The sequence below is a fragment of the Micromonospora sp. NPDC047670 genome (genome assembly GCF_043204915.1).
GTDB lineage: Bacteria > Actinomycetota > Actinomycetes > Mycobacteriales > Micromonosporaceae > Micromonospora.
Genome location: NZ_JBIDDA010000006.1, coordinates 393915 through 407321, shown reverse-complemented (window position 1 = coordinate 407321; position 13407 = coordinate 393915). Strand labels below are relative to the sequence as shown.

Genomic DNA, 13407 nt, shown 5'->3' with positions numbered 1-13407 from the left:
CGGCTGTCGGCGAGGACGTACCTTCACATGCGGCTGCGGCCCATCGATCTGGCGCGCGAGCACGGCCTGTCCACGCAGGCGGTGCGCAACTACGAGGAGGCGGGGATACTGCCGCCGGCCGAGCGCTCGCCGCACGGCTACCGCGTCTACGCCGCGCGCCACGCGGCGGCGCTGCGCACGTTCCTGGCGTTGATCCCCGCGCACGGTCACGCGACCGCGGCGGCGATCATGCGGGCCGTGAACGGCGGCGCGGTCGAGGAGGCGCTGCGGCTGATCGACGAGAGCCACGCGCAACTGGCCGACGACCGGCGCACCCTGCAGGCCGTGGAAGAGGCGCTTCGCGACCTGACGCCGCCGCGCGCGCGGGAGCCGGGTGAGACGTTCATCGGGCCACTGGCGCGCAGGCTCGGCATCCGGCCGGCGACATTGCGCAAATGGCAACGGGCCGGGCTGATCGTGCCCCGGCGTGATCCGCGCACCGGCTACCGCGTCTACACCTCCGCCGACGTGCGCGACGCGCTGCTGGCCCACCAGCTGCGCCGGGGCGGGCACGGGCTGGAGCAGATCGCCGGGGTGCTGCAGCGGGTACGCACGGCGGGCGGACCGGAGCCGCTGCAGGCGACGCTGCGGCAGTGGCGCGACCGGCTGACGGCGCGGGGCCGGGCGATGCTGACGGGCGCGGCCGCCCTCGACACCTATCTGGACACGCCGTAGCGCCTGGCCGCCGCGACCCGCCGTCAGTCCTGCCGCAGCAACGCCGCCGCCCGGTCGGCGGCCACCGCCACGAGACGGCGCAGCGCGTCGACGTCGACCTCGGGGCCCGGCGGCAGCAGCGGCGGGACCGGCGCGCCCGCCGGGCCCGGCGCCGGCGGTAGGGGCGGCGCCGGGCGCGCGTACGCCTCGGCGGCCGCCGTCCCCGCCGTATCCGGCGCGTCGGGCCGCCGGAGGGTTGCGGCCGCCGGCTGCGGTGCGGCGGCGGTGCCCGGCGGCGCGTCGATGCGACCGGTGCCCGGCGGCGCGTCGACGCGACCGGTGCCCGGCGCGGCGGCGAGCAGCGTCCGGGCGTCGCGGCCCCGAACCAGCAGCAGCAGGGCGGAGTCGGCGTCCAGCAGCCAGGACACTTGGTGGCACAGGGCGGCGGCGTGCCGGCAGGGGTGGTCCCACTCCGGGCAGTCGCACTCCGGGGTGACCTCGCCCAGGCCGGGCAGCAGCCGCACCCCGGCCAGGTCCGCCAGCTCGCGCGGCAACTGCCCGGCCAGCAGCGCCGCCCGGTGCCCGGCGCGGGCGGCCACCTCGGCGGCCAGGAGGTCCCAGTCGCCGTCGGCCAGCGGCGCGACGCGCACCCGGGTGGCGTACGCCTGCTCGGTGTCGCCGTCGTGCACGGCGGCGGCGAGCCGGCCGGGGCTGACGGTGATCGGGCCGACGTGTCCGGCGGCGGCCAGCCGGCGTCCGGCGCGCAGCGGCCCGGCGTCGAGGGCGTCGGCCTCCCACGCCCGGTTCCAGGCCGCACCCCAGAAGGTGCGGGGCCGGCGGGCCCGGCCGGGCGCGAAGGCGGGAAAGCCGCGCGGGGTCATCGGTTGCCTCCGAGGGTCACCAGATCGGCCAGTTCGGTGTCGCTGAGCGCGGCCAGGGCCGCCGGTCCGGCGTCGAGGACGGCCTCGGCGAGTTCCCGCTTGCCGGCGAGCAGCGCGGCGATGCGGTCCTCGACGGTGCCCTCGGCGATCAGCCGGTGCACCTGCACCGGCCGGGTCTGCCCGATGCGGTACGCCCGGTCGGTGGCCTGGTCCTCCACGGCCGGGTTCCACCACCGGTCGTAGTGCACGACGTGGTCGGCGCGGGTCAGGTTCAGGCCGGTGCCGGCGGCGCGCAGCGACAGCAGGAACACCGGGGCCTCGCCGGCGTCGAACCGGCGGACCAGGTCGTCGCGGGCGGCGACGGGCAGCCCGCCGTGCAGCAGCAGCGCGCCGACGCCCCGGTCGCTCAGGTGTTGGTGCAGCAGCCGGGCCATCGCGACGTACTGGGTGAACACGAGCACGGCGCCGCCGCCGGGCAGGATCGTGTCGAGCAGTTCGTCGAGCAGGTCGAGCTTGCCCGAGCGGCCGGCCAGCGGCGCGCTCTGGCGCAGGTACTGGGCGGGGTGGTTGCAGATCTGCTTGAGCGCGGTGAGCAGCTTGACGACCAGCCCGTGTCGGGCGAAGCCGTCGGTGCCGGCGATCAGGTCGAGCAGTTCGGCGACGCACGCCTGGTAGAGGGCCGCCTGTTCGGCGGTGAGCGCGACCGGCTGGTCGGTCTCGGTCTTGCCGGGCAGTTCCGGGGCGACGCCGGGGTCGCTCTTGCGCCGGCGCAGCAGGAACGGCCCGACCAGCCGGGCCAGGTCCCGCCCGGCGTCGGGGTCGCGGTCGGTCTGCACCGGCTTCACCCAGCGGGCGCGGAACTCCGCCAGGGTGCCGAGCAGGCCGGGGGTGGTCCAGTCCAGGATCGCCCACAGGTCGGTGAGGTCGTTCTCGACCGGGGTGCCGGTCAGCGCGACCCGGGCGGCGGCGGGGATCGCGCGCAGCGCCGTCGCGGTCTCCGAGTGCGGGTTCTTCACGTGTTGGGCCTCGTCGGCGACGAGCAGCGGCCAGCGCCGGGCGGCCAGCCGGGCCGCGTCGCGGCGCAGGGTGGCCCAGGTGGTGAGGACGAACCCGCCGTCGAGGTCGTCGAGGTGGCGGTCGGGGCCGTGGAAGCGGCGTACGGGGGTGCCGGGGGCGAAGCGGCGGATCTCGCGTTCCCAGTTGCCCAGCAGCGACGCGGGGCACAGCACGAGGGTCGGGCCGGCGGTGGCGGGGTCGGCCTGCCGGTGCAGGTGCAGGGCGATGAGGGTGACGGTCTTGCCCAGCCCCATGTCGTCGGCGAGGCAACCGCCGAGGCCGAGCCCGGTCAGTCGGGCCAGCCAGCGCAGCCCGTGGCGCTGGTAGTCGCGCAGGGTCGCGGTCAGCCCGGCCGGCGTGGGCACCGGGGCGGCGGTGTCGCCGTCGGCGAGGCGTCGCGCGGTGTCGGCCAGCCAACCCTCGGCGGTCACGTCGACGCGCTCGCCGTCGACGTGCGCCGCCCCGGTCAGCGCGGCGCGCAGCGCGGGCATCGCGGCCAGCGTCGCGGCGTGCGGATCGCGGGCGCGGCGGGCCAGGTCCGGGGGTACCAGCACCCACCGTTCGCGCAGCCGCACCACGGGGCGGTGCGCGTCGACGAGCTGGGCCAGTTCGGCCGGCGTGAGCGGCGTGCCGTGCAGGCTCAGCCGCCAGTGCAGCGCCAGGTCGCCGGGCTCGGCGAGCAGCCCGGCACCGCCGACGCGGCGGGCCGGGGCGCGCAGCACCGCCGAGGCGGTGAGGTCGCGGTCGAGCCCGGCCGGCCAGTGCGTGTCGATCCCGTCGGCGGCGAGGCGGGCGGCCGCGCCGGTGGCCAGGTCGACGACGTGGGCGTCGGTCAGCGCCAGCGCGTCCGGCACCGCCGACTCCAGCAGCCCGGCCAGCGGCGGCCACACCCGCGCGGCGTGCCGCAGGGCCAGCAGCACGGCGTCCCGGGACCCGGACGGGAAGCCGGGGACCGGGGCGCGCCACAGCGCGGCGGCGTCGGTGATCAGCGCCGGCGCCGCCGGGCGGTGCGCCTGGGCCACCAGCCGCCACGGCTCGTCGGGCGTGTCGAGGTGTTCCAGGCGCAGCGACAGCCGTACCGCCGTGTCGGCGTGTTCGGCGACCCGGGCGGCCCAGTCGCGCAGCCGCCCGACCGGCGTGGGTGGCTGCGCCGCCCACGCGCCGGTGGCGTCGTCGGCGCGGGGCAGGGTGTCGGCGACGGCGTCGAGGAAGTCGCGCAGCAGCCGCCGCGGGTCGGGCAGCCAGGTCGGGGTGCGTCCGGGCACCGGCGTCGCGCGCGCGGCGGCGGGCATCGCGGCGGCCAGCCGCGCGTGTCGGGCCTCGTCGTCGGCGGTGAGCGGCCCGACCCGCCAGGCGTCGTGCCCGGCGGGGGTCACCGTGGGCAGCAGCAGGCCGCGGGCGGCCAGGTGCAGGGCCTCGCGGGCGGCCGCAGCCCAGAACGCGGCCGCCGGGTCGGTGACCGTGGCGGTGAGCAGCAGCGCTACGCCGGATGCCACCGACACCCGCCGCGCGGGCACCGGTGCGGGGTGTCCGTGCGGCGGCGTCGCCAGTGTCGCCTCGACAGGTTCGCCGAGGCTGTCGGGCGGGGGCTCGCCGTCGGGCGACCAGACGAGCAGCGTCGCGGCGCGGGGCGGGTCGGCGGGGGTGAACGTGACGGCATGGGAGCCGATTGTCACGGGTGTCCTTCCATCTGCGGGTCGGCGGTCGGGTTCTCGGCGTGGGGCGGGTCGTCGCGGACCCGCCCCACGCCGGGTCGGATCCCGATGCCGCGCGCGGTCGCGGCGCCGCTCACCGGCCGAGCCTGCGGTAGCGGCGCACCGCCAGGGGCAGGAACACGGCGATCAGCAGCAGCGGCCACGCGACGGCGAGGGCGACGGCGTGCTGCGCGGCGAACGAGTCGCCGCCCCAGCCGGGGTTGCCGAACAGTTCCCGGCAGGCCGCGACGGTCGCCGACAGCGGGTTCCACTGCGCGAGCGCGGCGAGCCAGCCGGGCATGGTGTCGGGGGCGACGAAGGCGTTGGAGGTGAACCCGACGGGCCAGACGAGGATCTGCAGCACCGCCACCGACTCGGGCTTGCGCAGCACGAGCGCCAGGTGGATGCCGACCCAGATCAGGGCGAAGCGCAGCAGCAGGAGCAGCCCGACGGCGGCCAGGGCGGCCGCGGTGCCGGCGTGCCACCGCCAGCCGACGGCGACGCCGCAGGCGAGCATGACGGCCAGCCCGGCGGCGGCGTGCAGCAGGTCGGCGGTGGCGCGGCCGGTGAGCACCGCCGAGGGGGCCATCGGCAGGGACCGGAACCGGTCGGTGACGCCGCGGGCGGTGTCGGTGGCCACGGCCGCGTACGTGGACTCGATGCCGAAGGCCATCGTCATGGCGAACATGCCGGGCAGCAGGAACTCGCGGTAGTCGCCGCCGCCGGGCACGCTCATCGCGCCGCCGAAGAGGTAGGCGAACATCAGCACCAGCAGCACCGGGAACAGCAGCCCGACGATGGCCTGCGCGGGTTGGTGGACCCAGTGCGCCAGCGCCCGGCCGGTCAGCGTGACGCCGTCGGCGACGGCCCAGCGCAGGCGGTGCGGCAGCGGGTGGACGTTCGCGCTCATGCGGTCACCTTCTCGTCGGTGGGGTGGGCGGCGGGGGAGTCGTCGCCGGTGAGCCGCAGGAACACCTCGTCGAGGGTGGGGCGGCGCACCGCGATGTCGGCGGCCGTGAGCCCGGCGTCGTCGAGTGCCCGCAGCACGGCCGCCAGCGCGGCGACCCGCCCGGTGACGGGCACGCTGACCCGCAGGGCCGCCGCGTCGACGTGCGGGGGCGCGTCGACGGCGGCGGCGACGGCCCGCGCGGCCGGGGCCAGCTCGTCGGCGCGGGACAGCACCACGTCGATCCGGTCGCCGCCGAGGGCGGCCTTCAACTCGTCGGGGGTGCCGTCGGCGATCACCCTACCGGCGTCGACGACCCGGACGCTGTCGGCGAGCTGGTCGGCCTCCTCCAGGTACTGCGTGGTCAGCAGCACGGTGGTGCCGTCGGCGACGAGCCCCCGCACGGCGTCCCACACCTGCGCCCGGGCGCGTGGGTCGAGCCCGGTGGTGGGCTCGTCGAGGAAGAGCACCGGCGGGTCGAGGATGAGGCTGGCCGCGAGGTCGAGCCGGCGGCGCATCCCGCCGGAGTACGTGCCGGCGGGCCGGTCGGCGGCGTCGGTCAGGTCGAAGCGGGCGAGCAGTTCGGCGGCCCGCGCGCGGGCCCGGGCCCGGTCGAGGTGGTGCAGCCGGCCGAACAGCACCAGGTTCTGCCGACCGCTGAGCACCTCGTCGACGGCGGCGTGCTGACCGACCAGCCCGATGCGGGCACGGACCCGCTCGGGGTGGCGGCGAACGTCGGCGCCGGCCACCCGGGCGGTGCCGGCGTCGGGCCGCAGCAGGGTGGTCAGCACCCGCACCGCCGTGGTCTTGCCCGCCCCGTTGCGGCCGAGCAGCCCGCAGACCGTGCCGGCGGGCACGGTCAGGTCGAGGCCGGCCAGGGCCTCGGTGTCGCCGTAGCGCTTGCGTAGTCCCTCGGCCTCGACGGCCGGTCCGTTCCGGTGCATCCGTGCCCCCACCCACTCGTTTCGTACGCCGTACGGTGCACCATACGGTACGGCGCACGGTAGAGTGCCGGAGCATGACGACCGAGTACAGCGGCACCGGCGACCCCGCGCGCAGCCTCGCCCTGCTCTGGCGCACCCGCGAACGCGCCAGCCGCAAGGGCCGACCCGACCTGTCCGTCGACCGGATCGTCCGCGCCGCCATCGAGGTCGCCGACGCCGACGGCCTGGCCGCCCTGTCCATGCGCCGCGTCGCCGAACGCCTCGGCGTCGGCACCATGTCCCTCTACACGTACGTCCCCGGCAAGGGCGAGCTGCTCGACGTCATGCTCGACACCGTCTACGGCGAGACCGCCCGCCCCGACGACGTGCCCGGCGGCTGGCGCGGACGCCTCACCCACGTCGCCCGCGAGACCTGGGCGCTCTACCTGCGCCACCCCTGGCTGCTGCAGGTCGCCACCAACCGCCCGCCGCTGGGCCCCAACGTCATCGCCCGCTACGAGTACGAACTGCGCGCCGTCGACGGCATCGGCCTGACCGACCTGGAGATGGACGCCGTGGTCACCCTCGTCTCCGGGTACGTCCACGGCGCCGTGCGCAGCGCCGTGGAGGCCGCCCAGGCCGCCGCGCGCACCGGCATGACCGAGGAACAGTGGTGGCAGGCCCACGCCCCCTACCTCGAGAAGGCCCTCGACCCGCGCCGCTACCCCCTCGCCGCCCGCGTCGGCACCGCCGCCGGGCAGGAGTACCAGGGCACCGCCGACCCCGCCCGCGCGTTCGAGTTCGGGCTGGCGCGCATCCTCGACGGCATCGAGGTACTCGTCACCGGCCGCCCGGGGGCCGCCGCCGCGACCGGCGACGGATAACCTTGCCGGCATGACGATGCGGCCCATCAGGATCATCGGCGACCCCGTGCTGCGCACCCCGAGCGAGCCGGTCACCAGCTTCGACGCCGAACTGCGCGCCCTGGTCACCGACCTGATGGACACGCTGCTCGGCGCGCCCGGGCGCGCCGGCGTCGCCGCCCCCCAGATCGGCGTGAACGCCCAGGTGTTCGTCTACGACGCCGACGGCGAACGCGGTCACCTGGTCAACCCGACGCTGGAGCTGTCGCAGGAGTTGCAGGACGACGACGAGGGCTGCCTGTCCATCCCCGGCCTCTACTTCCCGACCCCACGGGCGATGCACGCCACCGCCCACGGCTTCGACCAGCACGGCGAACCGCTGACCATCTCGGGCAGCGGATTCCTCGCCCGGGCCCTGCAACACGAGACCGACCACCTGGCCGGCCGCCTCTACGTCGACACCCTGCGCGGGGACACCCGCCGCAGGGCGCTGCGCGAGATCCGCGCCGGCCGCTTCGACTCGCCCAGCCGCCGCCGCTGAACCCGGGCGCGCCGACCCGCCCGCGTACGCGAAGGGCCGCCGGACCCCGACGGGCCCGGCGGCCGCAACGTCACCCGCGGGGCTCACCCGCGCGACGGGGCGTCACTTCGGCGGGGGAGCCACCAGGCACACCGCCGGCGTCGAGGCGTTGCCCGCGTCGTCCACGCCGACGATCAGCGCGTCGCCGCGCAGCGTCACCTTGTAGTCGATGTCGCCGGTGCCGTCCTTCACCCGCGACTGGGCCCCCGGCGCCTGCACCAGCTTGATCTTGGTGCCGGCCGGGAACGGCCCGAACCGCACGCTCGGGTCCGCCGCGTCACCGATGAACACCTCGACCGCCGTGTCCACCACATCCGTCGACGTCAGCTCGTAGAACCCGTCCGGGTTGTACGAGCCGGGCGTGTTGTCCCCGCTCGGGTTGTTCGTCGGCACGCACGCCGTCGCCGGGGCGGTCGTGTCCACCACCCGCATCACCGCGGTGTCGCTGCCGCTGTTGCCGGCCGCGTCGGTGGCCGTGCACGTCACCGTCGTCGCCCCCAGCGGGAACGTCGAGCCCGGCGGCGGCACGCACGCCGGGGTCAGCGGACCGTCGACGTTGTCGCTCGCCGTGGCCGGGTAGTCGATCACCGCGCCGGCGGGGCTGGTCGCCTCCACCGTCCGGTCGTCGACGAGCACCGTCGGCGGCGTGACGTCGTTGACCCGCACGCGGATCTGCTGCGTGAACGCCGGCCCGCCGGACAGGCCGTTGAGCCGGAACTCCACCGTGCAGCCCAACTGCGCGCCCTGCGCGGCGTCGCCCGCCACCGTGATCGTCTCGGCGAACGGCACGTCGGTGCCCGACTGCTGCGTCCGCGACGGCGCGTCGAAGCCCACCGACAGGCCCGCGTCGCACGAGGTCACCGTCGGGGTGACCGTGACGTCCAGGTCCCGCAGGCCCGCCAGGATGGCGGCGGTCACCGTGTCGGGGGAACTGCCCACCAACTGCCCGCCGGTGGCCGCCACCGCCGCCGTCGCCTGCCCGGTGGCGTCCAGGCCGCCACCGCCACCGCTGACGTTCACCGCCAGCAGCCGCGCCTCGTCGGCCTGCAACGCCGCCGTCGCCTGCGCCAGGGTGCGCCCGTTGCTCGGGTCGTGGCTCGGCGCGTCACCCACCAGCACCACGATCCGGCTGCTGCCCGACCGGTAGGCGACCGCCCCCTCGGACACCTCGACCAGCGCGTTCACCCACGCCTCCGGGACGTCCCCGCCGCCGCCCGCGGCCAGCCCGTTCACCGCGTTCTGCAGGGCCGTCGCGTCGTCGGTCAGGTCCTGCCGCACCCGGAACAGCTCCGCGCCGTCGCCGGTGTCCCGGTAGGAGGCCACCGCGAACTGCGCCGACGGCTGCGCCGCCCGCACGTCCGTGATGACCTGCTGCAGGTTGGTCCGCACGTTGGCGATCGCCCCGCCCATGCTGCCGGTCGTGTCGACCAGCAGCACCACGTCGGGCTTCGGCGGAATCGGTGGGGTGGACACCACTTTGCTGACACCGATCGTCGTGCCCGGATCGGCGTCGCGGTCCACGAGGGCCGGACTCACCCCCGGCGCCGCCGCCGCGGGGGTCGCCAGCGCGGTCACCACCGCCGTCACGCCGGCGATCACGCTCACCGTCCGTGTTCGCCGCCAGGGCACTGCTGCTGTTGCCATGCGTTGCTCCTTCAGCTCCGCCGCGCGTGGAACGCGCGACCTCTGCCGGGAGACGCTAGAGCCAGCGCCGGGTCCCACCGGTCCGACACCAGCGCAGCTCAGCGTCGGGTTCCCGACCCGCAACCGCGCCCCGACATGCAGGCGAAAGAGCTCTCACGTCGGCCCTCGGCCGGTCGTGCGGGCCGCGCCGCCGACCGGAGGCACCCCCGCGCCGCCCGGCTCGAGCACCCCACCCGCACGGCCCGTGGCCACGGGACAACCGGCGGTCACCGCCCGTGGGCCGTCAACGCGTACTCACCGTAGTCGGCAACCCGGGTGAAACCCAGCCGCTCGTAGAGCCGCACGGCCGGCCCGTTGTCCGCCCTCACGTTCAGCGTCACGTGCGCGACGCCGTCCAGCAACCGCCCACACAACGCGGCCACCACCGCCCTGGCCAGCCCCCGCCCGCGCGCCCGGGGATGGGTCGTCACATTGCCCAACGCCGCCACCCCGTACGCCGGCGAGTACACGTGCACCCCGGCGACCGCCACCACCTCACCGCCCTCGCGCACGCCCACGTACTGGCCGGTGTCCAGCATCCGCGGGTCGAACCAGTTGCCCGGGTATGCCTGCGCGTACAACCGACGCAGCGCCGGCAGGTCGGCGGCACCCAGCACCACCCCCGCCGGCGGGACCGCCGCCAGCCGGGCCCGGTCGGTCAACGCCATCTTGTAATGCGGGCCGGCCGCCTCCATCCCGTACGCCCCGGCCAGCGCCGGCACCAGACCGGGGGACAGGTGCGCCCACAGCCGCGCCGGCAGCACCGGCGCCATCTCGCGCAGCAGCACCGCCAGCTCCGCCACCCGCGACGGGGCCGCGAACGCCAGCAGCGTCGGCGGGTCGGCGCCGTGGTACAGCAGGGCCACCTCCTCGCCCCGACGAAACCAGGAGGTGTACGGCCAGAAGAAGTCGTCCAGGTCGCCCAGCTGGTACGCGTGCAGCACCGGGTCCCGCCCCAGCAACCCGGCGAGGACGGTGCGGTCGTGTTCGGCGCGTACCGGCATCGCACGATGATCACACACCCGGCGGAGTCCGCCCCGGACCAGTGGGCGGCGACCCGTCAGGCCGCCATCCACTGGTCGAAACCCAACTTGCCGACCAACGCCAGCACCACCACCAACAGCACGATCCGCACGAACCCGGAACCGCGCCGCAGCGCCATCCGCGCCCCCAACGCCGCACCGGCGACGTTGCACACCGCCATCGCCGCCCCCAACAGCCACCACACGTTCCCCGTCGCCGCGAACACCACCAACGCCCCCAGATTCGTGCCCGCGTTCACGATCTTCGCCATCGCCGAACCGTGCACGAAGTCCGCACCCACCAACGCGGTGAACGCCAACACCAGAAACGTCCCCGTACCCGGCCCGATCAACCCGTCGTACAGGGCGATGCCCACACCCGCCACCGCGACCACCGCCACCACCCGCCACCGGGTCCGCCGCTGCGGCTGCGCCACCACCCCCAACCGCGGGCGCAACACCACGAACACCGCCACCGACACCAGCACCACCAACACCACCGGCCGGTACGCCGACGCCGGCACCGCCCCCGCCAACGCCGCACCCAACCCGGCGCACAACACCGCCAACCCCGCCGACGGCCCCGCCACCGCCCAATCGATCTTCGTACGCCGCGCGTACGTCAGCGCCGCCGTCGCCGTACCCGCGATCGCCGCCAGCTTGTTCGTGCCCAACGCCGACGCCACCGGCATCCCCGGCGCCGCCACCAGCAACGCCGGCAACAGCAACAACCCGCCACCGCCCACCACGGCATCGACCCAACCAGCCATGGCGGCCGCAGCGAGCAGGGTGGTCAGCGACAGAGGATCCACGGGCCGCCATTCTTCCCACCGCCGCCCGCCCGACGAGACCACCTGTGGCCAGCCTCACCAGCACCCGGCCGCAGCACCGCCCAGCGCCCGGTCACCGCCCCCGCCGCCGGCGCAACCACACACCCACCGCACCCAGCGCCACGAAAAGCACCACCGAACACCACAACACCTTCAACACCCGGCAACCCTCCCACGGCCACGTAGGGTGCAAGCGTGCGCCTGGCGACCTTCAACCTGCTGCACGGCCGGTCCCTCACCGACGGCCTCGTCGACCCCGACCGGCTCACCGCCGCCGTCACCGCCCTCGACGCCGACGTCCTCGCCCTGCAGGAAGTCGACCGCGACCAGAGCCGCAGCGGCAAACTCGACCTCACCGCCATCGCCGCCCGCGCCCTCGGCGCCGACGAACACCGCTTCGCCGCCGCCGTCGTCGGCACCCCCGGCGAACAGTTCCGCCCCCTGCGCCACGACGACGACGGACACGGCGAACCCTGCTACGGCATCGGCCTCGTCACCCGCTACCGCGTCCGCAGCTGGCAGGTCACCCGACTGCGCGCCGCCCCCGTACGCTCACCCGTCTACGTCCCCGGGCCCGGCGGCGGGCTCACCCTCCTGCACGACGAACCCCGCGTCGTCCTCGCCGCCGTCCTCGACACCCCCCACGGGCAGCTCACCGTCGCCGCCACCCACCTGTCCTTCGTCCCCGGCTGGAACGCCCACCAACTGCGCCAGACCGTCCGCGCCCTACGCGCCCTGCCCGCGCCCCGCATCCTCCTCGGCGACCTGAATCTCCCCGCCGGACCCGCCCGGCTCCTCACCGGCTGGCGCCCCCTCGCCCGCCGCCCCACCTACCCCGCCGGGCAGCCCCGCGTGCAACTCGACCACATCCTCGCCGACCGCCACGGCATCGACCGGCTGCCGCCCGTCACCGCCGTACACACGCCCCTGTCCACCATCTCCGACCACCGACCCCTCCTGGTCGACCTCGGCCACCCCACTGTGGCAAGCTGAACCCGACGCGACTGGCGGCCAGGGGATGGGCAACAACCATCGGGGAGCTCCACGAGCGGAGGTCGACCGCCTGGGCCCCCGCTGACGGAGGAGCACCATGCCCACCGCCCGACTCCTGCCCGGCGCCCCCGTCGCCGACCACATCCTCACCGACGTCGCCGCCGGCGTCACCGCCCTGCGCGCCACCGGGACCACCCCCAGCCTCGCCACCATCCTCGTCGGCGACGACGACGCCAGCGCCGGCTACATCCGCATCAAACAGCGCCAGGCCGCCGAACTCGGCTTCGACTCACCCCACGTCCACCTGCCCGCCACCGCCACCCAGGCCGACCTGCACCGCGTCATCACCGAATTCAACACCGCACCCGACGTACACGGCCTGCTCATCCAGCACCCCATCCCCGCCCACCTCGACTACGACCGGGCCCTGCAGACCATGGACCCCGACCTCGACGTCGACGGCATGCACCCGCTCAACATGGGCCGCCTCGCCCTCGGCCTGCCCGGACCACTGCCCTGCACCCCCGCCGGCATCGAAGCCCTCCTCGCCTTCCACGACATCCCCGTCGCCGGCCGCGACGTCGTCATCCTCGGCCGCGGCGCCACCCTCGGCCGCCCCCTCGCCCTGCTGCTCACCCAGAAGCGCCCCACCGCCAACGCCGCCGTCACCGTCGTGCACACCGGTGTCCCCGACTGGGCCACCCACACCCGCCGCGCCGACATCCTCATCGCCGCCGCCGGCGTCCCCGGCATCATCCAGCCCGAACACGTCCGCCCCGGCGCCGTCGTCATCGGCGGCGGCGTCCGCTACGAGGGACGACGCCTGCTGCCCGACGTCGCCGAGACCTGCGCCGAGGTCGCCGGCGCCATCACCCCCCGCGTCGGGGGAGTCGGCCCCACCACCGTCGCCATGCTCTTCCGCAACGCCCTCGACGCCGCCCGCCGCGCCACCGGCCACGCCTGACCCCGCCCCCTCCGGCCATCCACCCACGGTGCCCGGCCCCGGCGGCCCACGGCCGCGCCACGGCCCGGCGGATCGTCGGGGCGGGACCGGGCGGGCGGGACGGTGGGCGGACAGCCCGCCGCCGGGCCGACCGGCCACCGCCCGCCCGGACCCGCCGAGCGGGCGGCCTGGACCGACGCGCCAGGAGAGCACACCGTCGCGCACCGCACGCTCCGGCTCGCCGCGCCGGCCGCCATGCTGCCGATCGAGGCACACACACGGCGCCGCCGCGCCACCACC

12 protein-coding genes are annotated in these 13407 nt (G+C 76.0%); 5 read left to right on the top strand and 7 right to left on the bottom strand.

Translation table 11 applies throughout. The features are described 5' to 3' along the window. Nucleotides 1–27 precede the first annotated feature (27 nt). On the top strand, nucleotides 28–714 hold the full coding sequence (locus tag ACGF7U_RS18035) for a TioE family transcriptional regulator (RefSeq protein ID WP_393107877.1): 687 nt from the start codon (nucleotides 28–30) through the stop codon (nucleotides 712–714). 23 nt (nucleotides 715–737) lie between these two features. Here the strand turns inward: ACGF7U_RS18035 and ACGF7U_RS18030 are convergent, their stop codons facing one another. The 4 genes from ACGF7U_RS18030 to ACGF7U_RS18015 form a co-directional block, all read right to left on the bottom strand. Beyond that, a complete protein-coding gene (locus ACGF7U_RS18030; RefSeq protein ID WP_393107875.1) occupies nucleotides 738–1574 on the bottom strand; it encodes an SWIM zinc finger family protein in 837 nt (278 codons plus the stop codon). Continuing rightward, nucleotides 1571–4306: a DEAD/DEAH box helicase gene (locus ACGF7U_RS18025; protein ID WP_393107873.1), complete on the bottom strand. Its 2736-nt coding sequence runs from the start codon at nucleotides 4304–4306 to the stop codon at nucleotides 1571–1573. Before ACGF7U_RS18025 ends, ACGF7U_RS18030 begins: the two co-directional genes overlap by 4 nt. Before the next feature lie 112 nt (nucleotides 4307–4418). After that, nucleotides 4419–5234 (bottom strand): ABC transporter permease, encoded by an 816-nt coding sequence (locus ACGF7U_RS18020; protein WP_393107871.1) that lies wholly within the window; start codon nucleotides 5232–5234, stop codon nucleotides 4419–4421. Then, a complete protein-coding gene (locus ACGF7U_RS18015) occupies nucleotides 5231–6214 on the bottom strand; it encodes an ATP-binding cassette domain-containing protein (protein WP_393107869.1) in 984 nt (327 codons plus the stop codon). The genes ACGF7U_RS18020 and ACGF7U_RS18015 overlap by 4 nt, the downstream gene beginning before the upstream one ends. A 74-nt stretch (nucleotides 6215–6288) precedes the next feature. Between ACGF7U_RS18015 and ACGF7U_RS18010 the strand changes: the two genes are divergently transcribed. Together ACGF7U_RS18010 and def are read left to right on the top strand one after the other, a co-directional pair. Next, complete coding sequence (locus ACGF7U_RS18010; RefSeq protein ID WP_393107867.1) at nucleotides 6289–7077, top strand: TetR/AcrR family transcriptional regulator; 789 nt, start codon at nucleotides 6289–6291, stop codon at nucleotides 7075–7077. A 10-nt stretch (nucleotides 7078–7087) separates the two neighbouring features. Next, complete coding sequence (def, locus tag ACGF7U_RS18005; RefSeq protein ID WP_393107865.1) at nucleotides 7088–7597, top strand: peptide deformylase; 510 nt, start codon at nucleotides 7088–7090, stop codon at nucleotides 7595–7597. 102 nt (nucleotides 7598–7699) lie between these two features. Here def and ACGF7U_RS18000 read toward each other — a convergent pair whose 3' ends face one another. The 3 genes from ACGF7U_RS18000 to ACGF7U_RS17990 form a co-directional block, all read right to left on the bottom strand. Then, nucleotides 7700–9280: a VWA domain-containing protein gene (locus tag ACGF7U_RS18000; protein WP_393107863.1), complete on the bottom strand. Its 1581-nt coding sequence runs from the start codon at nucleotides 9278–9280 to the stop codon at nucleotides 7700–7702. Nucleotides 9281–9546: 266 nt separating this feature from the next. Continuing rightward, complete coding sequence (locus ACGF7U_RS17995; RefSeq protein ID WP_393107861.1) at nucleotides 9547–10323, bottom strand: GNAT family N-acetyltransferase; 777 nt, start codon at nucleotides 10321–10323, stop codon at nucleotides 9547–9549. 56 nt (nucleotides 10324–10379) lie between these two features. Further along, nucleotides 10380–11153, bottom strand: a complete 774-nt coding sequence (locus ACGF7U_RS17990; protein ID WP_393107859.1) for a sulfite exporter TauE/SafE family protein — start codon at nucleotides 11151–11153, stop codon at nucleotides 10380–10382. Between the two features lie 213 nt (nucleotides 11154–11366). Between ACGF7U_RS17990 and ACGF7U_RS17985 the strand changes: the two genes are divergently transcribed. After that, nucleotides 11367–12164 (top strand): endonuclease/exonuclease/phosphatase family protein, encoded by a 798-nt coding sequence (locus tag ACGF7U_RS17985; protein WP_393107857.1) that lies wholly within the window; start codon nucleotides 11367–11369, stop codon nucleotides 12162–12164. Nucleotides 12165–12261: 97 nt separating this feature from the next. After that, nucleotides 12262–13128 (top strand): bifunctional 5,10-methylenetetrahydrofolate dehydrogenase/5,10-methenyltetrahydrofolate cyclohydrolase, encoded by an 867-nt coding sequence (locus tag ACGF7U_RS17980; protein WP_393107855.1) that lies wholly within the window; start codon nucleotides 12262–12264, stop codon nucleotides 13126–13128. Nucleotides 13129–13407 lie beyond the last annotated feature (279 nt).